The organism is Methanolobus vulcani (assembly GCF_006546655.1).
GTDB lineage: Archaea > Halobacteriota > Methanosarcinia > Methanosarcinales > Methanosarcinaceae > Methanolobus > Methanolobus vulcani_A.
In genome coordinates this window covers 229,028-255,830 of the sequence record NZ_VIAQ01000006.1, presented here as the reverse complement: position 1 = coordinate 255,830, position 26,803 = coordinate 229,028, and the positions used below count along the sequence as shown (strand labels likewise).

The window sequence follows — 26,803 nt, the reverse complement described above, 5'->3', positions numbered from 1 at the left end:
TACAAAAGATATAAATAGTATCAGGCCAGTTTGCAGATGCCGGCTTCCACATAGTCGAGTAGAAACCAATCAACACAAAAAGGAGAAAACTGTTATGTCTGAAAAATCAGAAGATAGAGTATTTACTGCATCACCATTACCACCTGTATTGCATGGAGTCAGGTTGAGAGATGCAAAAGCTCCAGCTGAAGCACATACATCCTGTGAAAATTAAGAGTTATTCTTTCGTAATGATTTAATATTCTATTTGGAGTTGTAGGGATGATAAGGTCATCCTTATTTATTTGTAGGGAGAGCCTCATTATGTTATTGCGGTAATGGGGGGCTTGATGGCAACAACTCTTTCATTGAATAATATTCGGGTATGTCACTCTAGAACTAAAAAACAGAAAACCTAAAAAACCGGCTTTTTGTTCACTTTCACTTGGTGTAAAAATGGAAATTGAAGATCTTGTTATTGCTAATCTTGCTATTGCCATTCTGGCAAGTTTTTTTATCTATTCAGCGACCAATCCTCTCCCGTCAGGGATCCCAGTGCTTGAAACTCTGGCGATTGGTGGTATATGTGCTTATCTCTTTAGTAATCCAAATATTTTATAGAAACTTAGCTCTTTCTTGATTCAAAAATCTAATAATAGAGTCCTTGATCCTTATTTATTTTGGGTTGATCAGATATTTTGTTCACATTCTGTTTAATTTTGAAAATTTTGATTCCGCATCTTTTTTTGTTTTCTATGGAAAAGGAAGACTATGTAAGTAGGACAAGATCCATTAATTTCTATAGTCTATTTTGATGCTCCTCTAAGATTACAATCCATTGTAATAATACAATGACAATCGAATATTCCAATATTAATATTGAAAACAACATCAATATCTCTATTTTTCTCATAAGGACGTATAAGGCGGAATACTATGTCCGTTATTTTTAAATATAAGTGCTAGGAATAGTATATCCGTAAAATATAAGTATCGTGCCTGAAATCGCATATATATTTATCGTTCAGGTAGGTTACTTTTAATCACTAAGGTGGTAGAATGAACAAAATCATCATTTTGAACGAATCTGTGGATTGTATTGTCCACGAGCATTGTCCCATGGCTGGAATATAGGCAGGAACCGGCTACCCGATGGGTACGCCTCTTTCCTGGAGAACAGACCTGAATTGTCCAGAGGTGGGTGCATGAGCAATAAAGCTGAGACGTCTCAGTCAGGTATCGATTGGGAACATGGTGCTCAATGCGCTAAAAATATATGTGATCCTCAGGAACTTGAGAGATCCATTGACTGGAAACAGGGTCTTGCAATAGCACTGGGTGTTCCTCTGCTTATCCTACCTTCCATCGGATACCTTACAAGCTATGTCTGGTCCTTTGCAATAGTAATATGGGGAGCAACGGTTCTTCTTGGTTTTTTACAGAACTTCGCGTTCGGAGAACTGGCAACAGTCTTTCCCAAGGCATCAGGTCTTCCTGGTTATACACAGACAGTCTTTGGTTCAGATAAAGACAAGAATAACAGAGGAAAGTTCAAGTTCGGTAAGTTCATAGGTGGTTTCAGTGCCTGGAGTTACTGGTTTGGATGGAGTCCTGTTCTTGCAATTTACGCAATACTGATATCCAGCTACGTTCAGGGAATGGTCCCGGCTCTAGCAGGTATCAACTCAACACTTATGGCATTGGTAGTAGGAGTTTTCATCTTCGGTTCCCTTGCAATCATTAATTCAAAGGGACTTAAGAACGGAGCAGCCGCTGGAATGATCTTAGCTGTTATTTCCCTGATACCTCTTCTGGTCATCACCATTGCACCATTCTTCACAGGCGATTTCCAGATGTCAAATATCACAAGTTCATGGTTCCCGACTGACTGGAGCTGGGACTGGGAACACATACTGATCCTTCTCGGACTTCTTGCAATGGCTGAATGGAGTGCTGCTGCATGGGAAACAGCTGCTATCTATGGTCCTGAATACAAGAAGCCAAATTCAGATATACCAAAAGCACTGCTTGTTTGTGGAGCAATATGCCTTGTTCTTTACGTACTTGTACAGACATCTGTAATTGGAGCTCTTGGAGTTGACGGAGTTCTTGCAGAACCTATCTCACCCATGCTTCCACTGGCAAACATGGCACTTGGTCCTATTGGTGCTTCAATTTCAATTGTAATGTTGATTGGTGCAATGCTTCTGATCATCCAGACGGCTTTCCTTTCATCTGCACGTTCCATATATTCAATGTCAGTTGAAGGTAATCTGCCATCAGTTCTGAGTAAGTTGAATAAACACGGACATCCAATGAACGCAATGATCGCTGATGCAGGTTTCAACATGTGTTTAATTCTTCTTGGAACACCAACAGCTATCCTTGCAGCCTCTGCAATCGGTTACATCTGTGCCAATGGTATCAGTCTTTACACCTATGTAAAGGTCAGGAACGACCCTGAACTGTCCAGGCTGGAAAGACCTTTCAAGGCTCCAAGAGGATGGAAGAGTGTTGCTCTGGCAACCACCATTCTGAACACCCCGTTCTTCCTGATCGGTATCATCTACCTCAACAGTCTTGAACTTGGATGGGCGACAACAGGTGTCGGGTTTTTCATGCTCTGTCTCTTCATCCCACTCTGGATATACTCACAGCGTGAGAACAGGAACAGAATGCCTGCTGCTAGTGCAGTACACAGAGAGCATGGTATATTTGAACCCGAACTTGTTCCGGTAGAAGAATAAGTAAAATACTATGAGTAACACAGGTTCCTGATACTACGGTATCAGGATTCCTCTTTGATATTTGGATATTAATACTCTAAAACCAAAAAATATAAGAATTAAAAAACCGGTGATATTGCCTGTTTTCACTTGGTGTAAAAATGGAAATTGAAGATCTCATTATTGCTAATTTTGCTATTGCCATTCTGGCAAGTTTTCTAATCTATTCAGCAACCAATCCTCTCCCGTCAGGGATTCCAGTGCTTGAAACTCTGGCTATTGGTGGTCTATGTGCTTATCTCTTTAGTAATCCAAATATTTTATAGGACTCAGTACTTCTTCGATGCTATATATGAATTCTGAAAATACTATTATGCTACTATAGCGAGATTCATTTTAATATCAATATCTGTTTTCCCTTAAGATTACAACGCCATTGTAATGATTCAATCATAAGTAAATATTAACTCCTTCTTTATAAATTCAAGGGCAGTAGACATATTTGTCTGAGTTTATGATATATACATTTTCTTCTTATGCATTTATAGCTGATTGCTCTTCAAGTCTGAATTTCTCTATCATGAACTGAAGGCAAAAAGTATGGAGGTATTATTATTAGCAACGAAGAAATGTTCAAAGAACTCTCCGACGCTGTTGTCACATGTAAAAAAGATGTTGTAACAGCAGCCGTTGAGAAAGCAAAGGGTGAAGGTATCCCTGCACCTGAGATCATAGAGAAGGGTCTTGCAGCAGGAATGAACGAAGTAGGTGTGCTTTTTGAAAGAGGTAAGTTATTCCTTCCTCACGTAATGATGGCAGCAGGCGCAATGGAAGAAGGTGTTGCACTCCTTGAGGCAGACATGCCAAAGGATGCAGTAAGTAAGAAACTCGGTGTCATTGTTAATGGTACCGTTGAAGGAGATGTGCATGACATCGGTAAATCCATCGTGTCCACAATGCTCCAGTCTGCAGGTTTTGAGGTCCATGACATTGGCAGAGATGTCCCACTTCAGGACTTCGTTGACAAGATCAATGAAACCAATGCAAACATGGTGGGTATGTCTGCTCTTATGACGACCACATTGCCTGGTCAGAAAGAAGTCATCGAAATGCTTAAGGAGCAGGGTCTTCGGGACAAAGTAAAGGTCATGGTCGGTGGTGCTCCTGCAACCCAGGCATGGGCTGAAAAGATCGGTGCAGACTGCTATGCAGAGAATGCAAGTGAAGCTGTTGTAAAAGCAAAGGAGCTTCTGCTTTAAGGGAGGCATTATCATGGCAACTGAATATAAATTGAGAATGGGAGATGGAAAGCGCATCTTCATGACAAAGGAGCAGATTATCGCTGACCTGAAAGAAGGTATGGCAGATGCTGCCGACCTTGGTGAAATTCCTGATCTCAGTGAAGATGAGATCGACAAGCTTGTTGAGATTGTCACTATGCCTTCAAGAATGGTTGGTGTCGAACAGGGTAAAGAAGTACCTGTAACCCACGATATCGGAACAATCAGAATTGATGGTGACCAGGGTAACAGTGGTGTAGGTATTCCATCCAGCAGGCTTGTTGGTGCAATGATGCACGAGCGTGCATTCGGTGCTGACACAATGGAACTCGGTCATATCGACTACAGTTACAAACCAGTAAAACCAGTAATTGCACAGGAGATGCAGACAATGGAAGTCTGCCAGGCCAACATGGTCGTTCCTCTTCTCTACGGTGCAATGCCTAACATGGGTCTTTACTACACACCCGATGGTCCCTTCCCTAATCCGGGTGATCTTATGAAGGCTTTCAAAATTCAGGAAGCTCAGGAATCCATGCAGCATGCAGCTGAACACCTTACAAGGGACACAGTCTGGATCATGCAGAGGCTTATGGCTTCAGGTGCTGACGGTGTTAACTTTGATACTATCGGTGCAGCAGGCGATGGTGACATGTATGCATCACTCCACGCAATTGAAGCATTGAGGAAGCAGTATCCTGATATCTATATTGAAGCAGGAATGGCAGGAGAACTTCTGCTTGGTCTGCACGGTGAAATGGAATATGATGGCACAGTACTTGCAGGTCTGTGGCCACACCAGCAGGCTCCACTTGCTGCAAAGGCAGGAGCAAACGTTTTCGGACCTGTTGTTAACACAAACACAAGCAAATCCTCAGCATGGAACCTTGGAAGAGCTGTTACATTCATCAAGGCAGCTGTTAAGGCTTCACCAATACCATGTCATGTAAACATGGGAATGGGTGTCGGTAGTATCCCGATGTTTGAGACTCCGACTATTGATGCTGTATCAAGAGCCAGCAAGGCGATGGTTGAAATTGCCGGTGTCGATGGTATATAGATAGGGGTCGGCGACCCGATGGGTATGCCGATCTCCCACATAATGACTTCCGGAATGAGCGGAATCAGAGCAGCAGGTGACCTTGTTGCAAGAATGCAGCTTGCAAAGAGCATGAGAATTGGAGATGCAAAGGATTACGTTGCAAAGAAACTTGACGTAACCACAGATGACCTCAGTGATGAGTATGTGATGAGGGAACTGAGAGAAGAACTTGGTATAGGGGTCATCACTTCAGTAGCAGGCGCTCCAAAGGGAATTGCAGCTAAGATGAATATAGAGAAGCTTCTTGACCTCAACATTAACTGCTGTGAGAAATTCAGGGGACAGTTGAAGTAAAGAATCTTTTTCTTTCAAAAATCTGGCAATTGTTCAGATACAGAAAATATAGAAGGCACCTGTAATTGCTTTTTCAGTAAATACAGGTGTTAACCATTTTTGGAAGAAGGGGGAATTATTAAATGGAAAAAGAAGAAGGAATAGACTGGCATCATGCAGAACAGTGCTCTAAAGTGGTTTGTGAAACCGGTGAAGAAAGTGGACTTGAACGTTCGATCGACTGGAAACAGGGTCTCGCAATTGCTGTAGGTGTACCTCTGTTGATCCTGCCATCAATTGGATACTTTGCAGGCTGGCTATGGTCTGCTGCTATTATTGTCTGGGGTCTTTCCGTATTCCAGGGATTTATGCAGAATCTGGCATATGGTGAACTTGCAACAACTTTCCCGAAAGCATCCGGACTACCCGGATTCGCACAGAACGTTTTCAAAACCCGCAATTATACGGGTAAATATGACAAGAGTAAACTTGTAGGTGGATTCAGTGCATGGAGTTACTGGTTTGCATGGAATCCGGTACTTGCTATCTTTGCTATCCTTGTAGGTTTTTACCTGCACAGCCTTTTCCCGGGACTGGCAGCTACTTTCAGTGAATATCAGCTTTCACTGGCTGCAGGAATCGTTATATTCGGAGGTCTTATACTTATTAATTATCGTGGTGTTTCAAGTGGAGCACTGGTAGGTTATATTCTTGCAGCACTCGCATTTATACCTTTGATCATAATTGCACTGGCACCTTATGCAACAGGTGACTTCGTACTGGCAAACATCACCAGCACCTGGTTGCCAACTGACTGGGTATGGAATTTGAACAGTATTCTTATCCTGCTGGGTATTTTTGCAATGGCACAGTGGAGTGCATGCGCCTGGGAAACAGCAGCTATCTATGGTCCTGAATACAAGAATCCGGGTAAAGATGTACCAAAGGCACTTTTCACATGTGGTGCTATCTGTCTTCTGGCGTTTGTGATTGTACAGACAACAGTTACCGGAGTACTGGGAGTTGATGGTATTGCCAACGCACCTATCGATCCTATGCTTCCTGTAGCACAGGCAGCTCTTGGTGACATGGGTTCAACAGTTGCTATTGTAATGCTCATTGCCGCAATGGTCCTTATCATACAGACTGCATACCTTGGTTCTGCAAGAGCAATGCACTCCATGGCAATTGAAGGAAACCTTCCCAGAGTATTCGGTAAAGTGAATTCTCATGGAACTCCAATACTTGCAATGGTAGTTATCGGTATCTTCAACCTGGCACTCATTTCAATGGGTACTCCAACAGCCATCCTTGCAGCATCTGCTATTGGTTATGTCTGTGCAAACGGTATCAGTCTCTTTGCATACGTAAAGGCAAAGGCAGATCCGCATCTTGCAGGTCTTGAAAGGCCTTTCAAGGCACCAACCGGCTGGAAGAATGTTGCACTTATGTTCGGGTTTTTCAACATTCCCCTATGTCTGATCGGTATAATTTACCTCAACAGTATTGAAGGCAGCTGGTTCTCCACCGGTGTCGGGATTGTTGTTCTGGCTCTGTACATACCAATGTGGTATTATTCACAGCATGAAAACCATGTGGCTAAAAGAGTCGAAACACCTGCGGCCTGACATGCATCCGCAGTAAGTGCTAAAAACACTTGCTGCAACATTTTATTTTTATTACCGCATAACCTCCAATTATGCAGAAACAGTTAAATCCGGTAGTCTACTCCTGACAAGTAAAAGGCTATCGGATTCTTTTTTTGGATATCTTTAAGAAATATTCTGAGCTTTATCTTTAAAATGAGAGAACAGTTCTTTGCTCCATTGGAGCGCATTGCTGTCAAAGCTCATAAGGATTGTATGGTCATATTGTCCCTGTTTATTGAAGAAACAGAGGAAAAGGAACCTGTCTGTGGAAACCAGTGTTGCAAGACCGGTTATTTCATCTGATACGAAAAAATCTGTATTATCATAGCCGGTGAATTTCATCATCTCTTCATTGTAATCATTCTCCATTCTTTCATGGACAGAGTTAGTTGTAACAAGAGATACGGGAATTCCTTTTTCGGCAAGGCTTGAGTAAAGAGCCGGGTATTCAGGATGGAAATAAGCGTTAAAGGCCATAACATAGCTGGCTTTGTGTATGTTCTCGGTGAACTCTTTAGGGAACTCGAACAGGTAATTAAGATCAGGCTCAATAATAACGCAGTTACCTAATTCTCCAAGTCTTCTCAGGATAGATTCCGGTATGCCACTAAGATCTCTGTTTCTCCAGTAGCGGCTGTTCTCCTCAAAGACCTCAACAGCATTCAAAAGAGGCAGCATGTTTGCCACCAGTACTTTTCCCATGTTTGTCAGTATGTAATAGTCTCCGTTCTGTATGACAAGACCATGTTCCTTTAATTTCTTTATCTGGGGAATAAGGGCTGTGGAGGTTACATTCAGACTTGTTTTTATTTCTTCACGGCTTTTCTCTCCTTCAACAAGGAGAAGAAGAACATTTTTCCGTTTTTCCGAATTAAAGATTATGTCTATTAATGAATTGTTCATTCCAACCAACTACCGCAGTTTTACATACAGTCTATAATGATCACGATTGCTTTCAAAAAGGTTATGTGTTGCTATTACAGGCTGTTTCCGGTTCACTTTTTTCCATTTCATGCCTGTATAGTGCCATTTCAATGTTGCTGCGCAGATCATTGGCTTTGAAAGGCTTGACTATATACCCGTATGGTTTTGTTTTCTTTGCTTTTTCGAGGACTTCGTCATCTGAATATGCAGTGAGATAAACTACCGGGATGTCAAAGTTTTTACGAATCTCCTCAGCTGTCTGGATTCCGTTCATTTCACCTTTTAATCTGACATCCATAAGGATGAGATCCGGGAAAGTTATCTCTGCCATTTTTATGGCCTCTTCCCCTGTGGTAGCGAGAGCCGGTACGGTATATCCGAAGCTTTTCAGCTTCTTTTTTATGTTTAAGGCAATGATACTTTCATCTTCAACGACAAGTATTTTTATATCTTTCGTATCTTCCACAATAATCACCTGTTCTTCTTTACTTTAGTTTTATCCTGAATTTCGTACCTTCACTAGTATCCAGTTCAATAGTTCCATTTATCTGGGCCGTTAATGTAGTTACAAGCTGGAGTCCCAGGGATTCTGTCCGGGTAAAATCGATATTCTCAGGGAAACCACGTCCATTGTCACCGATCGTCAATGTCAGTTTTCCATCTGAAAGCTTCAGATTGACAAATATTTCTCCTTCCTGGCCCGGTTCAAATGCATGTTTAAGTGAATTTGAGATAATCTCGTTCACTATCATTCCCAGTGGTATTGCAGTATCCATTTCAACGAAGACAATGTCAAGATCCAGTTTTATCTTGATATTTTTCTTTTCCACCATGTATGAATAGGATAGTTCATTTACAAGTTTCATGAGATAATCGGAAAAATCGATGCTTTCCATATCCTGTGACCTGTAAAGTTCTTCGTGCACAAGGGCCATGGATATTACACGGTTCTGGCTCTCCTTGAACGCCTCGACAACTTCTTCATTTTCGAATTTCTCTGATTCAAGGTCAAGCAGGCTTGAAATAACCTGAAGATTATTCTTAATACGATGATGAATCTCCTTCTTGCGTATTTCTTCAACTTTTTTTCGTTCATCCATCATACTTGACAACGTTTCTCTTGTTTGTTCGATTCCCTCGGTAAGTATGAGGAAATCTCCCTCACCATATACCCGGACATTTCTTGAGAAATCGTTATTTTGTACTGCAGTAAGTACCTTATTTGAATCTTTTATGATAGTATCCAGCAGCTCCGCAAAAACATCCAGTGTGTCTGTGAGCTGTCTGAATTCCCCGTGGACATTTAAGTGGGACCGTTCGTTGAGTTTTCCTGTTGCAAGCTCATTTGTAAGCCTTATAGCATCACGGATGGGTGTTATTACTGCGTCCAGGATTTCATTGAGACCCATGGGTATCTCCCTGAAATCAATTTCCACGTTCGTTTCAGCTCTTGAGTCGAGTTTTCCCATGACCGCATCCTTCGATATGTTCTTAAAATCAGTTACTATCTCCTTAATAGGTCTTGTGAAGGACAGGGCTATGAGGTAAGAGATTGCCGCCATGAAAATTACGGCTGCAAAGGAAATGTGGAGAAGCTTATTACTGAGGCTGTTCACACCTGCAAGCATCTCATCTTTTGGAATGACAAGAACAAATGAGAAGTTGCCGGTTTCTATGGGTTCATAGAACATTACAACTTCTTTACCTGTGGTAGGATAGATGGTCTCAATGTGACCGCTCCTCCCATTATTAATATCATCTGCAGCTATTGAGGATTCTTCTATACCAAGGTCATAGAGTTTCCTTTCTCCGATCCAGTCCTTTTTTGTAGGATGGGATACAAGGATGCCGGTATTACCAGTAAGAAAAGCATAGCCGGAATCGAATGCTTTGATTTCGCTGGTTATTTCGTCCAGATAATTAAGTGAAACATCCACCCCACCGATCCCGATAAATTCATCATCTTTTATGACCGGGAAAACATAGCTTACAATGAAGACCCCTTCATAATAATAGGGTTCAGTTATTACTTCGTTTCCTGTGTTTTTTGGTACCTGATAGTAATCCAGTGTTTCGTAATTCAGAAGAGGATTGAGTGTGATGGGGCCGGTGATCTTGTTCCAGTAGGGGATGAACCTTCCGGTGGAATCATGCCCGGGAGAATTAATATACAAGCTGTCATTACCGTCAAAGGCGTTAGGTTCATAGGCAACATACGTACCGAGTAACTGAGGGTGTTCAACAAGCAGGTTATAAAGCATTTTGCTTGCTTCATCCCTGCTCATAGAGTCATAGCTTCCCATGCTTACTGACATGGTTTCAGCAATGGCCCGGTTTGTCTCCATGTCTCCATTGAACTCATTTGCGTAGGTCTTGGCCATTTCTATGGATTGCTTGTAGGCAAGTTCCTCTTCCTGATTCGTAACGGTGGAAATGGTCATTGCAGTGCTGGCTGCAAGCACGAGTAAGGTACCCACTACTATGTAAAGAATTAGTTTGAATTTAAGTGAAGTGCTTTTCCATTTCATTTTCAGAGCCTGCATTTGACAACGTTATATCAATTCTAAATGTTTATTAGGTACTTACAATATTAACTGTAATCTTTTACTTTATAATAGACTCATATTAAGATTATAACAGCATTATAATCATAAAGTACCATTGTAATCATTCCAATAGAAGCCAATATTTTTAATACATAACAAAATCTGATTCAATAGGCATGTTTCTCTGAGTTTGTGCTTGATACCATTTTTTAATCTGGAAAGTAGATATGGCTAAGAACCAAAATTATAAATATGAGGGATCTTCGAATAAATCCTTTATTTGAGTGATCTGCATCATTCTTCCTGGAGATATTTCTTTTTAATTTATTTCTGATTATGCTTTTAGTGTTTTAGTTATAGTAATCTTAAAAAGGGTACATTAGGCATGATATCTTTACAATATCCATAATTGTGACTAACCGTTCTCTGAAGTTATAGTCTTTATATTTTATTTCTTAATTTCTATTTTTACCTGTTTTAAGGGAAAATTATAAATATTAGCGATAAGGTACAAGATTACCGTATTCTTATAATTTGCAACGGTATATTTGACAAATAATCAGGAATACACACCAGAATAAGGCTCAGCATAACGATTAGAGCTATAATTGACTTTCGAGGCAAAAATATGTCAAATCAAGAAATGTTAGACACACTTACAGACACAGTCGTTACACAGAATATCAACGGTTGTGCAGAAGCTACTCAGGCAGCCCTTGATGCTGGCCTTAGTGCAGTTGAGATTATAAATAATGGTCTTTCCCCAGGAATGAAGACCGTCGGCGACAAGTTCGAGGCAGCAGAGATCTACCTCCCACAGATCATGATGTCTGCAAAGGCAATGAACGCAGCAATGGAACTCTTACTCCCTGTACTTGAACAGGAGAAGGGAGATACCGAAGGTGTAGGAACAGCAATCACCTACGTTCAGGAAGGAGATATTCACGATATCGGTCACCGTCTTGTAACAACCATGCTTGAAGCAAACGGTTTCAAGATAGTAGACATGGGCGTAGACGTACCAAACGAAAAGGTAGCAGAAGAAGTTGAGAAGAACAAGGGCAAGAAACTTCTGCTTGTTGGTTCAGCACTTATGACAACATCAATGCTTGGCCAGAAGGACACAGTATCCATGCTTGCAGAAGAGGGTCTCAGGGACTCTGTTAAGATCATGTTTGGTGGAGCACCAGTATCTGACGCATGGATCGCAGAGATCGGAGCAGACGCAACCGCAGAAAACGCAGCAGATGCAGCAAGAGTTGCACTCAGCCTTATGCAGTAAAGAGGTATAATAATGACATTTGCAAGATCACTTGATTGTTTTGAGTTCTATGAGAGAGCAAAGAAGGGAGAGAAGACAACCCAGGATGACTGGGACCTTATGACAATCCCAATGAAGGCAATGGAACTCAAGCAGAAATACAACCTTGATTTCAAGGGTGAATTCGTACCAACTGACAAGGACATGATGGAGAACCTCTTTAAGGCAGGTTTTGAGATGCTCCTTGACTGTGGTATCTACTGTACAGATACAAGTCGTATAGTAAAATACACCGAAGACGAGATCTGGGACGCAATTAACAACGTTCAGAAGGAATTTGTGCTTGGAACAGGCAGGGACGCCGTCAGGGTCCAGAAGAGAAATGTTGGCGACAAGAGAAAGCCAATAGTTCAGGGTGGTCCAACAGGTTCCCCTATTTCCGAAGACATGTTTATGCCAGTTCACATGAGCTATGCTCTTGAGAAGGAAGTCGACACAATTGTCAACGGTGTCATGATGACAGTCCGTGGCAAGCCACCAATTCCAAAGAGTCCATACGAGGTCCTTGCAGCAAAGACCGAAACCAGGCTCATCAAGACCGCAGCAGCAATGGCCGGAAGGCCAGGCATGGGCATATAGGGACCAGAGACTTCCCTGTCCGCTCAGGGAAATATAGCTTCAGACTGTGTCGGTGGCATGGTTTGCAGTGACAGTCACGAAGTATCCCAGCTCAACGAGCTTAAGATCGACCTTGATGCTATCAGTGTAATGGCACACTATCAGGGTAACAGTGACATCATCATGGATGAACAGATGCCTATCTTTGGTGGCTACGCCGGCGGCGTAGAGGAAACCACAATTGTAGATATCGCAACTCACATCAATGCATTTGTAATGAGTAATGCAAGCTGGCACCTTGACGGTCCGGTTCACATCCGCTGGGGATCAACCAATACCCGTGAGACCCTTATGATCGCCGGATGGGCATGTGCTACAATCTCAGAATTCACTGACATGCTTTCCGGTAACCAGTACTATCCATGTGCAGGTCCATGTACCGAGATGTGTCTTTTGGAAGCATCCGCTCAGTCTATCACTGACACAGCATCCGGCCGTGAGATTCTCTCCGGTGTAGCATCTGCAAAGGGTGTCGTTCAGGACAAGACAACCGGTATGGAAGCAAGAATGATGGGAGAAGTTGCAAGAGCAACAGCAGGAATGAACATCGACGATGTCAACAAGGTTCTTGACCTTCTTGTAAGCTCTTATGAGGGCAACTATGCAAACGCACCAGCAGGTAAGACTTTCCAGGAATGTTACGACATTGCTACTGTAACTCCAACTGATGAGTACATGAAGGTCTACGACGGCGCACGCAAGAAGCTCGAAGAGTTCGGACTTACTTTCTGAGATAAATCGAAACCCTCTTCAATTCCATTTAGATGACTGGCCTCTTCCATTCACCGGTCATCTTTTTTTTATGATAAATTATAAGAATAAAATTAGCATAGAACAAATTTTACAACATTGCTACTTGTTAGTTAAAATATGATGCTATAATTACAGCCACTAAACCGCAAAAAAAACAGGATATTGCTAGTAACATAGATTGAACAGTATTCCAGTTTTTATTTCTTCCGACCATATAGAAATATATCATGCTCAAAAACATAATTGGTAGAACATATGGTAATTTTCCAAAGAATTGTTCATAATTTGGTAAGATCCCCAAATCAAAAAAAAGAGGTTTTAGTATGATTACACCTACAAAATTAAAAATAATGGTGAATGCTAATGCTAGAAGTGTCCAAACCCATTTTTTAATCACAGTTTATCCCTTCAAAAAGTAAAATGTTGCATTCATTATAGTACTATAAATTGCAGTACGAAAGTTGCCAATATCAGTTAACAAATAATCCCTTAATAAGCAAGGAACTTCACTAAATATATAATTTTCTTTTTAGATACTAATATTTTATCACTAAGTATCTTCGATTAATTTAACTTTCTCTAACATACAGCGATTGCTGAAATGGTATTGAGATAATTTTGTTGTGATTAATCTCGCTCTTGAACATGTTCCTGATATAAACTCTTATTGAGAATCTCTTATCTACTAATAGTGACAAGATAAAAGAAAATATTTTGTCATAAGTGGTAATATGGATACTTCAAGTGATTATATCAATGGTTTTTTTGGCTTTATGAAAAAAGCAACAACTCCTGTCCAGACTGTGGATACTATAATAGAACGTCTGGATGCCGAATGCTTTTCAAAACTTGATATGAATGAGCAGTGGAACCTGTCAGCATCAGGAAAATACTGGCTGTCACCTTATCCTACCATGATTGTCGCTTTTACCATCGGAAGCAGTGATTCTTTCTCAAAAGGAATGAGGATAATTGCCGCTCACACTGATAATCCTGCATTCAGAATCAAACCAAATCCGGAAGTGAATAGTGAAGGAATGCTGACACTTAATGTGGAACGCTATGGCGGTCCAATTTTCAGTACATGGTTTGACCGTCCTTTATCTATTGCCGGCAGGATTGCCGTAAAGTCAGATGAAGTGTTAAAACCAAAAGTAATTCACCTGGATTTTCAGAGGCCAATCCTTACTCTTCCAAACCTTGCCATCCACATGAATCCTGGAGCCAATAAAGGAACGGAGATCAAGGTCCAAAAGGAAATGCAACCGCTTTTGACCCGGTTGATTGAGGATGAGGTCAAAGATAATTATCTGCTTGACCTTGTTGCAAAGGAAGCAGGAGTCAATAGTGAAGACATTCTTGACATGGATCTGAATGTCTATTGCTGTGAGGAAGGAATGCTTGTAGGAGCCAAAGGAGAATTCATATCCTGTCCGAGGATCGATGATCTTTGCATGGTTTACGCTGCTATGGAAGCTCTTGTAGCTTCGGAGAATAATGGTGGAATAAATATAGCAGCATTCATGGATAATGAAGAGGTCGGTTCCATGACAAAACAGGGAGCTGACTCTGTACTTTTGAGCACGATCATGGAAAAGATCCATGTGGGAATTGAGGAAACTGAAAAAGAGTCTTCATGTCAAATGAAGGATTACTTTGTTATTTCAGCAGACGGTGCTCATGGCTTGCATCCGAATTATAGTGAAAAGAACGATATTACCAACAAGCCTGTGATGAACAAAGGTATAGCAATCAAGATAAGTGGCAGTCGTTCCTATGCATCGGAAGTCGAGACAATTGCGGCTTTCCAGCAACTATGCGATAAGGCCGGTGTGAAGTATCAGAAATTCGTGAATCATTCTGATCAGAGAGGAGGAACAACTCTTGGTCCGATTCTCAGTAAATATCTGCCGACTCATGTGGTAGATGTCGGAGTACCGATGCTTGCAATGCATTCAACCAGGGAGCTGATGGGCAAACAGGATTTCCTTGATTCCATTGATGTTTTCAGGACATTTTTCCAGCTGGAGTAATACTAAAAAGCAAAAAGCTACCGCTGTGATACTAAAAACAAAAGAAAAAGATTTTGTCATTATGTGACTCTGGTCACACAATGAAACACATATGGCGGAAACCTCGGGAATTTAACCCGACTGAACGGATTTAGAGTCCATTCGATCAACCTGATCTGATTTCCAGAATGATTGTTTGAATCTACCTTCTAATTGGGTTTTATTGTATTTATATTTATTGCAATACAGGTATTGAAAAATACCTATCATGTCTATTGAGTTTTTTTTTAATAGCTTTCTTTCTTTGTCAGGCAAAAAATAGATATAATAGATTTTACAGAAAAAAATAATTCGTGATTCACTACTATTTTTCCGGTATACCGGTACCAAGGAAAATCAGTTTTGTTTCTATAGGAGCCCCACCTTCATCGGTCATTGTGATATCCTCTCTTTTAATGTCAATATTTACATTTTCAGGTTTCAGGTCCGATTCCTGCATATACTCAAGTATCAGTTTTTTCCCATGCTCGGTTGCGTATTTAAGAGCTTCCGAATAAGTGGAGAACTCCCTTCTTTCCACTGGAGAAAACACCAGAATGCTTCTTTCGGTCTTCTTGTAAAATGATTTCACAAGTATCTCAATGCTCTTGACACCTTTGCCAACAAGAGCTCCGACAGCATTTCCAACATCTGCATGTTCAGGGACAATAATATCAGCAACAATAAGCCGGTTAAGTTCTTCCACATAGCAACTGACAGGTCCTCCAAGAAGCACAACCGGTACATTCACTTTAAACTGTGAGAGGAAATCCCCGCGTATCATCTTCTCTATCTCGGTTTTTGACACTCCCTTATACATGAAGCTCATGAGGTCCAGTGCCATATTGATTGCAACTTCCTTTTTGATATGCTTGCAAAGTTCTATTTCATCCATCGCTGTGAGCCTTGCAAGGATCTTAGCACCAATAACTGAGGCTTCACGTTCCCATTTTGTGTATTCGCCAAGCACATGGAGAGCATCTGTAGGAGTAAATCCTAAAGCCTGAACCAGTCTTTTTTGTATAAGTGAATCAAGACTATTCGGGGATATTGGCTTGCCGATTTTCCAGAATATATCATTCAGGGAGACTGGCTCATCCTGTATTATCTCCATAAGCTCTTTTTCAAATGAACTAAGATTTGCGGCTTCTTTTCCTGTTTTGACAAAGAACTTGGTAGGCTGAACATTTTCAGCAAGCTGAATCTTTGAAGGAGTTCTACCTGATTTTAACAGTTCCATAAATCCCGGATATTTTACAGCAGCCAGACATAGTGGAACAACCCTGCGCGGTCCGATATTGACATTGCGGTTCTTGATCCATACGTGGCTGTCACCACCCATTGCGGCTGTTTCCATGCGAATGGCTTTGACTTTAGTATGCCAGCCACCGACCACGGCTCCGGTATCTACAAGTTCAGGAAGGCCATTGTAGTTCAGTGAAACGTCGGTGCTTGTTCCTCCGACATCGATGACTGCACAGGTATCACTTCCTGAAAGGAAGGATGCACCCATAAGACTTGCAGCAGGTCCTGAAAATATGGATTCTATTGGTCTTTCCATGGCTTCATGGATGCCTATTACTGAGCCATCGCATTTGAGCATCATTAGTTTTGCTTCAATGCCGCGTTTTTTGATATCAGTCAGTATTGCATGGATGAACTGGTCAGCAATTGGAAGCAGTTGTGCGTTCAGGTAAGCTGTAACACCCCTTTCGTATGCACCAAGGTCCTGTGAAAGTTCATGTCCACATACTATGGGAAGCCCTGTGAGCTCTGAAAGCATATCCCTCACTTTTATCTCATGTTCTGGATTGCGAATGCTGAAATATGAGGATACAGCAAATGCTGAGACTTTATCCTTGACTTTAAGGGCATATTCCCTGACAGCTTCAATATCAAGGATATTATCTTCCAGTCCGGCTACGTTGTGCCCACCTTTTACAACAATAAAATTCTCTATTGGGATATTTGCAGGGAGGGTATGTTTTCCTATGAGTATAAGTGCAACCGGATAACCGGTTTTTTCAAGTATTGTGTTGGTTGCAAGGGTTGTTGATACTGATACCAGTTTGACATCAGGCAGGTATTTGCTGTCAATGCCATCAATGGCACTTTCAATTCCTGTTAAAAGATCAGGATATGTTGTTAGTGCTTTGTTTGAATCGATAACTTTTCTGTCCGAATCCCTGACAATGACTGCATCGGTGTAGGTCCCACCGGCATCTATTCCAAGACTGTACCGCATTATTCGACCTCTATTTTCCTGTTTTTCCCGGCTTTTCCAATACCGGAAAATGCAAGTCTTGTTTCCACAGGAAGTCCGCCTTCATGTGTAATAATATCATTGCGATGCATATCGATGCTAACGTCAGCGGTGTCCAGACCTGCATCAGTCATATAGTTCATAATGAGCTTGCTTCCAATTTCTTCCCCGAATTCAAGTGCTTCATGATATGATGCGAATTCTTCCCTGCCTCCCGGGAAGAAAGTAATAAAAGAAGATGTTTTGAGATTGTATTTTGATTCGGTGTAATTTGCCTTAATGAGGACTTCCAGTTTTCTGGCACCTTTTCCTGCAACTGCACCAACGGCATTCCCGACATCACAGTGTTCAGGCAGGATTATTTCTGCATCTATGAATTCTGCAAGTTCTTTTACATAGGCTTTCACAGGTCCGCCAAGAAGAACAACAGGGAAATCAACCTTAAATCCTGCAAAGAATTTTCCTCTAAGCACTTTTTCTATTTCTTCCCTGCTGACATTTTCAAGCAGGAATGAAATAAGGTTCAGTGCCATATTCATTGCAACTTCTTTTTTTATCCTGAGACAAAACTCATCTTCTTCAGTTCCTGAGAGTGCAGCCAGTATACCGGCTCCGAGAACTGAGGCTTCCCTGTTCCACTGAGTGTATTCTCCCAGTACATGAAGTGCATCGGTGGGGGTGAAACCAATTGCTTTGATGAGTCGCTTTTGTATCAACAGGTCAAGGGTTCTGGGATTTGGAAGTCTGTTCTCATTCCAGTAAATTTCACTCACTGTAAGTGGTCTATCCTTTATCCTTGAGAGCAATTCTTCTTCAGCAGGACTTATGTCAGAAGATTCAAGTCCGGACCTGAAAAAGAATTTTGTGGGCTGAAGATTCTCTCCAATCTGATTGCGGAGGATTACCTGATTTTGTTTTAGTTTTCCAGTTATCTCAGGATACTCTACAGCAGCAAGGCAGAGTGGGATTACTCTGCGAGGGCCGATATTTGTCAGATGGTTCCTGACCCATACGTGGCTGTCACCACCCATTGCAGATGTTTCCATGCGTATGGCCTTGACCTTTGTCTGCCAGCCGCCAACTATGGCACCGGCTTCGCTTAGTTCAGGAACTCCACGGTGTATTAGGGATACATCGGTGCTGGTACCCCCAACATCAATCACGGTGCAATTCTCATTTTTTGAAAGGAAAGCTGCTCCAACAAGGCTTGCAGCAGGTCCTGAGAATACGGATTCTATTGGTCTTTTCAGGGCTTGACTGATTCCCACAACAGAACCGTCACATTTGAGCATCATTAGTTTTGCATCAATATTTCTTCTTTTCATTTCAGAGCTGACAGCTTCCATGAAATGACTGGAAATTGGTATGAGTCTGGCGTTGAGATATGCAGTGATCCCTCTTTCGTATGCACCAAGATCCTGTGAGAGTTCGTGTCCGCAAACTACCGGAAGTCCGGTGAGTTCAGTGATAATTTCCTTAATCCTCAGTTCATGGTCAGGGTTGCGTACACTGAAGTATGATGAAACTGCAAACGCAGAGACCTTGTCTTTTACTTTAAGGACAAAATCACGGACAGAATCCAGATCAAGAGGGCATACTTCGTTTCCTGCACTGTTGTGTCCGCCACTGACAAGGGTAAAATGTTCTATCTTTGATCTGTTGGGAATGTCTGTGTTATTTGCAAGAATGAGCGCAACGGGATAGCCTGTTTTTTCCAGAACGCTATTGGTAGCAAGGGTTGTAGAAACGGATACATAATGTACATCTTTGAGATATTGCTCTTCCAGTCCGTCCAGGGTATTCCTGATACCTGTTAAAAGATCCGGGTATGTTGTAAGTGATTTGTTGCAGTCCAGTATCTTTCCATCTGAGTCCCTGATCAGGACAGCATCAGTATAGGTGCCTCCGGCATCTATTCCAAGACTGTACATTAGAGCACCTCCTAGCTTGCAATAACAAATGTTGGGTAAATAGTTCTTTTTAATGAAGACATTTTTTAACCTCAAAAAACAAATCAAATTGAAGGAAATTCTTGCTCTCTGTTTTTGTGGAGAAAAACAGAGGAGCAATTGAAGGAGGTAGTGGAATTTCCTCTGAGATTCCTGCCGTGATATAGACCCAATTAAATCAAGGCGAGTTGTTTTATCTCTAAATCTCTATATGGTCTATTTACTATATATATTTATTGGTGTATGGTGGGCAATATGTTTTTACTTTTTGCATATTATTCTGGCTTTAGATTCTGTTTTTTTGTTTTTTCAGGGCAAAATCATGAAACATGTAGTATCAGTAAGTTATATATAGTAAAAGACCCCGTTTTGATGTAAATTAATGTTTAATCTGAATAATATCCATGGTTCTTTTTCAATAGTGTGTTGCGACATGGATATTCTTTCTTTATAGAGAAATTAACCCGAAATATTTACTATTTATATTTTGCTATGGATTACTTTTCTAAAATCCTACTATAAGGGATATTTTCTTCTGCCCTTTATATACATGGGTGCTTAAAAACTGTATTTTAGATTTACTATCGTAACTTTTATAAGTCATGTATCCAGACATATAGCCGATAATTCTATATAGTAGAATAATACTCTCCACTCTCAAATAAAGGCGATTGCAATAAATCCATTGTTTTGGATTTAGATGAGATTATAAACTTAAAAACTATCACCTAAAAAAGTATGAATGCAAGTTCAGGAGTGATGAACATTTCAACTAACAGACCAGGAAAAACCGTGGCCAGGAATGAAAACCTTCCTGCCTCCATCCTTATTGATAAAAAACTGGAAGCTGTTTACAACAGCAGTCCTGTCATCTCTTTCTTATGGAAAGCAGAGGGTGAGTGGCCTGTAGAATCAGTCTCAGGTAATATAACACGTCTTAGTTATTCCCCGGAGGAATTCCTTTCAGGAAAACTGCTCTATGGGGATATAGTTCATCCTGACGATCTTGACAGAATCCATTTAGAAGTAAAGAAGCACTCCGAAAAAAAGAACACTTCATATTTTTCTCTTAATTATCGTGTGCTCACCAAAGATGGTGACGTTCGTTGGATAACTGAAAGGTCTTTCATTAAGAGAGATGAAAATGGTGAGATAACTCATTTCCAGGGTATAATCATCGACAACACCGAGCTTGAGGAAACCGAGCGTCGGTTGCTGGAAACTGGAAAAAAGTATCAGATAATCTTTGAAAGTTCACCTGTTGGCATCATTTATTTTGATGAGAATGGTATCATCACACATTGTAACAAAGCATTTTCAGATATTATAGGAGCGCCTGTTAAGGACATAACAGGTTTCAGTGTGCTTTCATCACTTAATGATGAAAATCTGAAAAGTGCGGTAGATGTTGTTTTCTTGGGTAATCCTGGTTATTATGAAGGTGAATACTTCTCTGCTATAAGCGGAAAAAAACTCATTGTAAAGGCAAGTTTTACTCCGATACTCGATGATGACGGTTCACTTATTGGTGGTATCGGTATCATGGAAGATGTTGAACTTAGTAAAAAAGCTCAGGAGATCATAAACCTGAATGAGATGCGTCTTGAAGCCCTTCTGAAACTCTACCAGATGCAGGATTCCCCGATGAACGAAATTGCGGAATATGCTATCGAAAAAGCGGTGAAGCTTACTAATAGTAAGATTGGCTACCTTGAGTTCTTCAACGAGGATCAGAATGTTCTTGAAACATATCACTGGCCAAACGACTATGATTATTCTTTGGATGAACCATTCGTACATCCGGTTCGCTCAGCAGGTTTCTGGGGCGAAGCTATACGGGAACGTCAGGCTGTTATTGTAAACAGGGATTGTGAAACGGAGCCTATGGATGACATATATCCCGGAGCGAAAGAGAAAATGCTTCGTCATATAACCATTCCTGTATTTGATAATGATCAGATAGTTGCTGTTGCGGGTGTAGCCAATAAAAAAAGCGATTATGATGAATCTGATGCCAGGCAACTCACCCTTCTGATGGAAGGAATGTGGAAGCTCGTACAGCACAAGCAGACTACTGAGATACTTTATGACGCATTAAGGATGCGCAGGGTGTTAGAATCCATCATGAGCTCAAGTCCTGCCATTGTCTTTTTGTGGAAGCCGGAGCAGGACTGGCCTGTAGAGTTCGTATCAGATAATATCGAGCAGTTTGGTTATACTGTTAATGATTTCATATCAGGCAAGGTAATCTACGGAGATATCATTCATCCTTCTGATCTCCAGAGGGTCAGGGATGAAGTTGACAGGGCTTCTCGAGATGGTTTCTCGGATTTCAGTCAGGAATACAGGATTCTAACCAAATCAGGTGATGTCAGGTGGGTTGATGAAAGGACCATGCTCCATTATGACCAGGGAGGAATGGTAGATTACCTGCAGGGTATCATTGTTGATATAACAGAACGCAAACAGGCTAATAATTTCATGCGCGTGGAGTGTGATCTGGATAATGTTCTTGGTGACACCGGCAGCCTTGAAGATACATTTGATAAGCTTCTTGATTTTACACTTGAAGCTAAATCAATTGATTCAGGTATTATGTATGTGGTGGATAAGCTTACCGGTGAGTTTGATGCGGTATCTTATCGAGGTCTATCGGAAAATTTTGTCAACTCGCTTTCCAATTTTAAATCAAACACGCTTATGGCCCGCATGTTTTCCACAGGTTTCCCGGTTTACAAATACTTTACTGAGATCAATATGATACTTCCTGCTACCAATCTTAACTATGAAGGATTGCAGGCAATGGCTTTCATCCCTATTAAGCACAATAAAGAAATGGTTGCAGCTATGGTACTTGGCTCTCACTCAGAACTTGAGGTTCCGGCCAGCTCAAGGAACCTTATAGAAACCATTGCAAATCAGGTTGGAATAGTTATCTCTAGGATGAAAAAGGATTCAGGATTGCAGAAAAGCAAGAATAATATGAATTCCCTTCTTGATGTGCTTAACGATATGGTTTTTATCATGGACCTGCAGGGAAGCATACTACATGTGAATTCTTCTCTCATCGATAAGCTAAAATATACTGTTAAAGACCTTGAAATGAAAGATTTCCTTATGCTTTATCCTGAAGGCTGGGAAGACGATGTACTTTCAACTCTTGATGAAATCATGGCAGGTAAGTCCTCTACTTCCGAGATACCATTGATAAGTAAGGAAGGCACACTGGTCCCTGTAAAATCAAAATTCACAATAGGGGATTGGGGAGGACAGGATGTCCTCATATCAATTTCTTCCCCTATAAAAGAGCCAGGAGCTTAACAGCAATCCTGGTCTGTATTCCTGTTTCCAACGCCCAGGATAACGAGTTTAGTTTGCATTGGGGTCTTCCAGCCCTGGGGAATCACTTCTTCTTTTTTGACATCTATTTTAATGTGATTGGAATCAAGTCCTGCATCTTTCATGTAACTTAACACAGTACTTTCTCCAAGATTAACTGCATAGTCCAGAGCTTCCTGATACTCATAGAAGTTGCTTCTTCCGTGCTCTGAAAATACAAGGAATTCCCAGTCAGGAGCTGCCATTGATGCGGGTCTTATGAGTACTTCAAATCTTCTGATTCCTTTTGCAGCAAGTGCACCGGCAGCATTTCCAACATTAGAATATTCAGGAAGGATTATCTCAGCATCCAATATTTCCTGCATTTCATTCACGAAAGCACTCACAGGTCCTCCTATCAGTACAACAGGAACCTCTATCTTGAATTTTGCAGGTGACTGGATATCAAATATTTTCCTGATCTCAGATTTCTCAACTCCATCAAGGAAGAAAGAAACAAGGTCACATGACATATTCTTTGCAAATTCTCTCTTGATATATCTGGCAAACTCATGCCTGTCCATATCAACAATAGAACCGAGCATGTCAGCACCCACGTTAGCAGCTTCCACGTTTCTTTCTGTGTACTCTCCAAGCACATGAAGTGCATCGGTTAGTGTAAATCCGATGGGTTGCAATAGTCTTTTCTGGATCAGGCTGTCAAATACCTTACTTGCAGGGAATTTCTTGGTACGGTTGAAGATCTCTGTTGTTGATGTTGGTTCTTTTTTAACGGCTTCAAGGACTTCTTTCTCTTCCGGACTTGCATCTATTGCTTCGTAATCAGTCCTGAGGTAGAATTTAGTTGGCTGGTAATTGATTCCGAGTCTCATTTTTGATGGCATGGGATTTGCTTTGAGCTGTTCAAGGAAATCAGGGTAGAGTACAGCAGCCCTGCATAGGGGAATAACTCTCCTTGGGCCAATATTGATATCTTTACCCCTGACCCAGACGTGGCTATCTCCTCCCATGGCTGAAGTTTCCATTTTTATGGCTTTTACTCTTGTCTTCCATCCGCCTACAACAGCACCTGCATCGCTCATTTCAGGCACGCCATCGTAGATAACTGAGATATCGGTGCTGGTACCTCCAACATCAATAACTGCGCATGATTCACTTTTTGCCAGGAAGGAAGCTCCTACGAGACTTCCGGCAGGGCCTGAAAAGATGGATTCAATTGGTTTTTTCAGGGCACTTTGTATTCCAATAACAGAGCCATCACATTTAAGCATGAATACCTTGGCATCGATTCCTCTTGACTTGATTTCAGCTTCAACAGTAGTCATGAATCTTTCAGTTACGGGTATCAATTGTGCATTTAAGAATGCTGTAACCGCTCTTTCAAATGCACCAAGGTCCTGTGAGAGTTCATAGCTGCAAATTGCAGGAAGGCCTGTGAGTTCTGTAATTATGTCCTTGGCACAGAGTTCATGGTCGTGATTCCTGACGCTGAAGTAGGATGAGATTGCAAATGCTGATACCTTATCTTTGACCTTCAGGACAAATTCTTTTATTGATTCGGTATCAAGAGGATTTGTCTCAATTCCATTGTGGTCGTGTCCCCCTTTGACCTGTAAATAGTGATTAGTTGGAAGTTCTTCTTTGATGTCGAAGTTGCCGATGAGTATAAGCGCCACAGGTGACCCGGTTCCTTCAAGAATGCTGTTGGTTGAAAGGGTAGTTGATACTGAAACAACTTTCACTTCCTTGAGCCTATCCGGATCGAGTCCTTCAATAGCTCCGCGGATTCCTTCAAGTGGATCGGGGTAACTTGTAAGTGATTTACTTGACTCAATTATAGTTTCATTTTCATCATTAAGAAGAACTGCATCTGTATATGTTCCTCCTGCATCTATTCCAAGACTGTAACTCATGTTGTGAACTCCTTATTTTTATGTTATTTGTGTGGAAATTCCAATATTATAGTATATATATTTTATGCATCATAACTTAACGCTGTTAACTATAAAATCAATATCAACTGCCGTAATTCTAGTTGGCATCTTTACTTGGCAATCTCGGCCATAGGGAATGTTTATATAGTATTTCTTTCAATCAGAAAACTCACGTGAGTCAGTCACCATGAGAATTTATGGATTTTTCTTGTTAGATTTCAGGTAATTTCCAGCGAAATATGTCCAAAAAAGAAATACTTAAATATGAGATCAAAAACAGTATGAATAGGAAAGTTCATATAATAGAAAGGATCCTTCCAATTTTAAGCAAAATGCCTAAATTTCGTGAATAGTTATCTATCCACTTGCAGTAGCTTGTTTTTGTATTTTTGTCTGCTTTTTATCAAGGGTTATTTTTTTATACTGCATATTATATCCGTGCAATAGTAAAATATAAATACTAGATTATCAAGAAAAGCTTATATACTAGTGTATTCTACCTATCAAACAGGAACATACTGCTACAAAGCAGGTTCAATCCTTCGGAATATCTTGGAGGTATTCCAGATACATAATTTAAATTGGAGGTTAAGAAATGGTAAATCAATATTTCCCAGGTAGAAATCCATTAGACGGTGTAACTCTGGAACTCTTTTCAGAAGATGATCTCAGAGCTCTTCACTACGCTACAATGGATGTCTTCATCAACACTGGTATCCAGGTATCAGATGCTGAAGCAAGGGCTATCTTTAAAGAAGGTGGCTGTTTAGTCGACGAGAAAACACAGGTAGTCAGGATACCTGAGTTCGTAGTAAACAGAGCACTTCGTGACTGCCCATCCAAGTTTGTCCTCTGGGGACGTGACAAGAAGAACAATGTCAAGCAGGAACACAAAGGAAAAGTACACTGGACCTGTTTCGGTACTGGTGTCAAGATGTGCAACTATCAGGCACCTGGCAAGTACGTAACCGTTGACTCAACAGAACAGGATCTTGCAGACACAGCAAAGATCTGTGACTGGGCAGAGAACATCAACTACTATTCACTTGCAGTTTCCGCAAGGGACTGGGCAGGAAAGGGTGCACAGGACGTACACGAGACCCTGACACCTCTGATGAACACAACAAAGCACTTCCACCACATCGATCCTGTAGGCGAGAACGTAGACTACTACCAGCAGATCGCAACAGCATACTATGGTGGCGACGATGAGGAAGCACGCAAGAAGCCAATTTTCTCAACACTGCTCTGTCCAACAAGCCCACTTGAGCTTAGTGTCAACGCATGTCAGGTCATCATAAAGGGTGCAAGGTTCGGAACACCTGTAAACGTACTCAGTATGGCAATGGCAGGAGGATCATCACCAGTACACCTTGCTGGTACACTCGTTACACACAACGCAGAGGTACTTTCCGGTATCGTACTCGCACAGCTTGTCAAGCCAGGCGCACCGGTATGGTATGGTAGCTCCACCACAACATTCGATCTTAAGAAGGGTACTGCTCCTGTAGGTTCCCCAGAACTTGGTCTTATCAGTGCAGCTGTTGCAAAACTCGGTCAGTACTATGGTCTTCCTACATTTGTAGCAGGATCGTAGGCAGATGCCAAGATACCTGATGGCCAGGCTGGCCATGAGAAGACAATGACTACTCTTTTCCCCGCATTGGCTGGTGCAAACACCCTTTACGGTGCAGGTATGCTTGAGCTCGGTATGACATTCTCACTCGAACAACTCGTTCTTGATAATGACATTATCTCCATGACAAAGAAGGCAATGCAGGGAATCCCTGTAACCGAGGAGACCATGGCAGTTGAATCCATTGACCAGGTTGGTATTGGAAACAACTTCCTTGCACACAAGACAACAAGGCAGAACATCAACCTCCCATCCAGTCCAATGATCATTGACAGGCTCATGTTCGGAGACTGGGAAATGGCAGGTTCAAAGGACATCGCAACGGTTGCTCATGAAAAAGTCGTTGACATCATGAAGAACCACGAAGTTGATCCAATAGACGCTGACCTTCTTAAGGATATGAAGGCAGTTGTAGAGAATGCTGACAAGGCATTCAGAGCCAGCATGTAAAACAGGAGGT

The 26,803-nt window shown here is 41.4% G+C and carries 14 protein-coding genes and 3 pseudogenes; 11 read left to right on the top strand and 6 right to left on the bottom strand.

The window, feature by feature from the left end; genetic code table 11:
* Window positions 1-435 precede the first annotated feature (435 nt).
* From FKV42_RS01730 to FKV42_RS01705, 6 genes and pseudogenes are all read left to right on the top strand, one after another.
* The gene (locus tag FKV42_RS01730) at window positions 436-600 is read left to right on the top strand and encodes a hypothetical protein (RefSeq protein ID WP_154808503.1); all 165 of its coding nucleotides are present in this window, start codon (window positions 436-438) and stop codon (window positions 598-600) included.
* A gap of 584 nt (window positions 601-1,184) precedes the next feature.
* Window positions 1,185-2,726, top strand: coding sequence for an APC family permease (locus tag FKV42_RS01725; protein ID WP_154808502.1), 1,542 nt, complete (start codon window positions 1,185-1,187; stop codon window positions 2,724-2,726).
* Window positions 2,727-2,866: 140 nt separating this feature from the next.
* Window positions 2,867-3,031, top strand: a complete 165-nt coding sequence (locus FKV42_RS01720) for a hypothetical protein (protein ID WP_154808501.1) — start codon at window positions 2,867-2,869, stop codon at window positions 3,029-3,031.
* 303 nt (window positions 3,032-3,334) lie between these two features.
* Complete coding sequence (mtbC, locus tag FKV42_RS01715; RefSeq protein WP_154808500.1) at window positions 3,335-3,964, top strand: dimethylamine corrinoid protein MtbC; 630 nt, start codon at window positions 3,335-3,337, stop codon at window positions 3,962-3,964.
* A 13-nt stretch (window positions 3,965-3,977) separates the two neighbouring features.
* Window positions 3,978-5,381: pseudogene (gene mtbB / locus FKV42_RS01710) on the top strand ([dimethylamine--corrinoid protein] Co-methyltransferase).
* A 122-nt stretch (window positions 5,382-5,503) separates the two neighbouring features.
* Window positions 5,504-6,988, top strand: a complete 1,485-nt coding sequence (locus FKV42_RS01705) for an APC family permease (RefSeq protein WP_154808499.1) — start codon at window positions 5,504-5,506, stop codon at window positions 6,986-6,988.
* Window positions 6,989-7,132: 144 nt separating this feature from the next.
* On the opposite strand, the gene FKV42_RS01700 is transcribed toward FKV42_RS01705, so the two are convergent.
* From FKV42_RS01700 to FKV42_RS01690, 3 genes are all read right to left on the bottom strand, one after another.
* Window positions 7,133-7,912 carry a helix-turn-helix transcriptional regulator gene (locus tag FKV42_RS01700; RefSeq protein ID WP_154808498.1) on the bottom strand — a complete coding sequence of 260 codons (780 nt, stop codon included), beginning with the start codon at window positions 7,910-7,912 and terminating at the stop codon, window positions 7,133-7,135.
* 61 nt (window positions 7,913-7,973) lie between these two features.
* Entirely contained in the window at window positions 7,974-8,399 is a 426-nt protein-coding gene (locus FKV42_RS01695) for a response regulator (RefSeq protein ID WP_196214009.1), read from the bottom strand.
* 19 nt (window positions 8,400-8,418) lie between these two features.
* The gene (locus tag FKV42_RS01690; RefSeq protein WP_154808497.1) at window positions 8,419-10,461 is read right to left on the bottom strand and encodes a histidine kinase dimerization/phosphoacceptor domain -containing protein; all 2,043 of its coding nucleotides are present in this window, start codon (window positions 10,459-10,461) and stop codon (window positions 8,419-8,421) included.
* A gap of 646 nt (window positions 10,462-11,107) precedes the next feature.
* Between FKV42_RS01690 and FKV42_RS01685 the strand changes: the two genes are divergently transcribed.
* From FKV42_RS01685 to FKV42_RS01675, 3 genes and pseudogenes are all read left to right on the top strand, one after another.
* The gene (locus FKV42_RS01685; RefSeq protein ID WP_154808496.1) at window positions 11,108-11,761 is read left to right on the top strand and encodes a methyltransferase cognate corrinoid protein; all 654 of its coding nucleotides are present in this window, start codon (window positions 11,108-11,110) and stop codon (window positions 11,759-11,761) included.
* 12 nt (window positions 11,762-11,773) lie between these two features.
* Window positions 11,774-13,150, top strand: a pseudogene (locus tag FKV42_RS01680) (monomethylamine:corrinoid methyltransferase).
* A gap of 752 nt (window positions 13,151-13,902) precedes the next feature.
* Window positions 13,903-15,204: a M18 family aminopeptidase gene (locus tag FKV42_RS01675; RefSeq protein WP_154808495.1), complete on the top strand. Its 1,302-nt coding sequence runs from the start codon at window positions 13,903-13,905 to the stop codon at window positions 15,202-15,204.
* 343 nt (window positions 15,205-15,547) lie between these two features.
* Here FKV42_RS01675 and FKV42_RS01670 read toward each other — a convergent pair whose 3' ends face one another.
* Entirely contained in the window at window positions 15,548-17,467 is a 1,920-nt protein-coding gene (locus tag FKV42_RS01670) for a hydantoinase/oxoprolinase family protein (protein WP_154808494.1), read from the bottom strand.
* Window positions 17,467-19,416, bottom strand: coding sequence for a hydantoinase/oxoprolinase N-terminal domain-containing protein (locus FKV42_RS01665; RefSeq protein WP_154808493.1), 1,950 nt, complete (start codon window positions 19,414-19,416; stop codon window positions 17,467-17,469). The genes FKV42_RS01670 and FKV42_RS01665 overlap by 1 nt, the downstream gene beginning before the upstream one ends.
* A gap of 756 nt (window positions 19,417-20,172) precedes the next feature.
* Between FKV42_RS01665 and FKV42_RS01660 the strand changes: the two genes are divergently transcribed.
* Entirely contained in the window at window positions 20,173-22,755 is a 2,583-nt protein-coding gene (locus tag FKV42_RS01660) for a PAS domain-containing protein (protein ID WP_230375396.1), read from the top strand.
* On the opposite strand, the gene FKV42_RS01655 is transcribed toward FKV42_RS01660, so the two are convergent.
* Complete coding sequence (locus FKV42_RS01655) at window positions 22,752-24,686, bottom strand: hydantoinase/oxoprolinase N-terminal domain-containing protein (RefSeq protein WP_154808492.1); 1,935 nt, start codon at window positions 24,684-24,686, stop codon at window positions 22,752-22,754. The two genes, FKV42_RS01660 and FKV42_RS01655, sit on opposite strands and share 4 nt — an antisense overlap.
* Before the next feature lie 616 nt (window positions 24,687-25,302).
* Between FKV42_RS01655 and mttB the strand changes: the two are divergent.
* Window positions 25,303-26,793, top strand: a pseudogene (gene mttB, locus FKV42_RS01650) ([trimethylamine--corrinoid protein] Co-methyltransferase).
* Window positions 26,794-26,803 lie beyond the last annotated feature (10 nt).

Excerpts from the sequence above, each read along its gene's own strand:
- FKV42_RS01730 (WP_154808503.1), top strand. The coding sequence starts at position 436 with ATGGAAATTGAAGATCTTGTTATTGCTAATCTTGCTATTGCCATTCTG.
- FKV42_RS01725 (WP_154808502.1), top strand. The coding sequence starts at position 1,185 with ATGAGCAATAAAGCTGAGACGTCTCAGTCAGGTATCGATTGGGAACAT.
- FKV42_RS01720 (WP_154808501.1), top strand. The coding sequence starts at position 2,867 with ATGGAAATTGAAGATCTCATTATTGCTAATTTTGCTATTGCCATTCTG.
- mtbC (WP_154808500.1), top strand. The coding sequence starts at position 3,335 with ATGTTCAAAGAACTCTCCGACGCTGTTGTCACATGTAAAAAAGATGTT.
- FKV42_RS01705 (WP_154808499.1), top strand. The coding sequence starts at position 5,504 with ATGGAAAAAGAAGAAGGAATAGACTGGCATCATGCAGAACAGTGCTCT.
- FKV42_RS01700 (WP_154808498.1), bottom strand. The coding sequence starts at position 7,912 with ATGAACAATTCATTAATAGACATAATCTTTAATTCGGAAAAACGGAAA.
- FKV42_RS01690 (WP_154808497.1), bottom strand. The coding sequence starts at position 10,461 with ATGAAATGGAAAAGCACTTCACTTAAATTCAAACTAATTCTTTACATA.
- FKV42_RS01685 (WP_154808496.1), top strand. The coding sequence starts at position 11,108 with ATGTCAAATCAAGAAATGTTAGACACACTTACAGACACAGTCGTTACA.
- FKV42_RS01675 (WP_154808495.1), top strand. The coding sequence starts at position 13,903 with ATGGATACTTCAAGTGATTATATCAATGGTTTTTTTGGCTTTATGAAA.
- FKV42_RS01670 (WP_154808494.1), bottom strand. The coding sequence starts at position 17,467 with ATGCGGTACAGTCTTGGAATAGATGCCGGTGGGACCTACACCGATGCA.
- FKV42_RS01665 (WP_154808493.1), bottom strand. The coding sequence starts at position 19,416 with ATGTACAGTCTTGGAATAGATGCCGGAGGCACCTATACTGATGCTGTC.
- FKV42_RS01660 (WP_230375396.1), top strand. The coding sequence starts at position 20,173 with ATGAATGCAAGTTCAGGAGTGATGAACATTTCAACTAACAGACCAGGA.
- FKV42_RS01655 (WP_154808492.1), bottom strand. The coding sequence starts at position 24,686 with ATGAGTTACAGTCTTGGAATAGATGCAGGAGGAACATATACAGATGCA.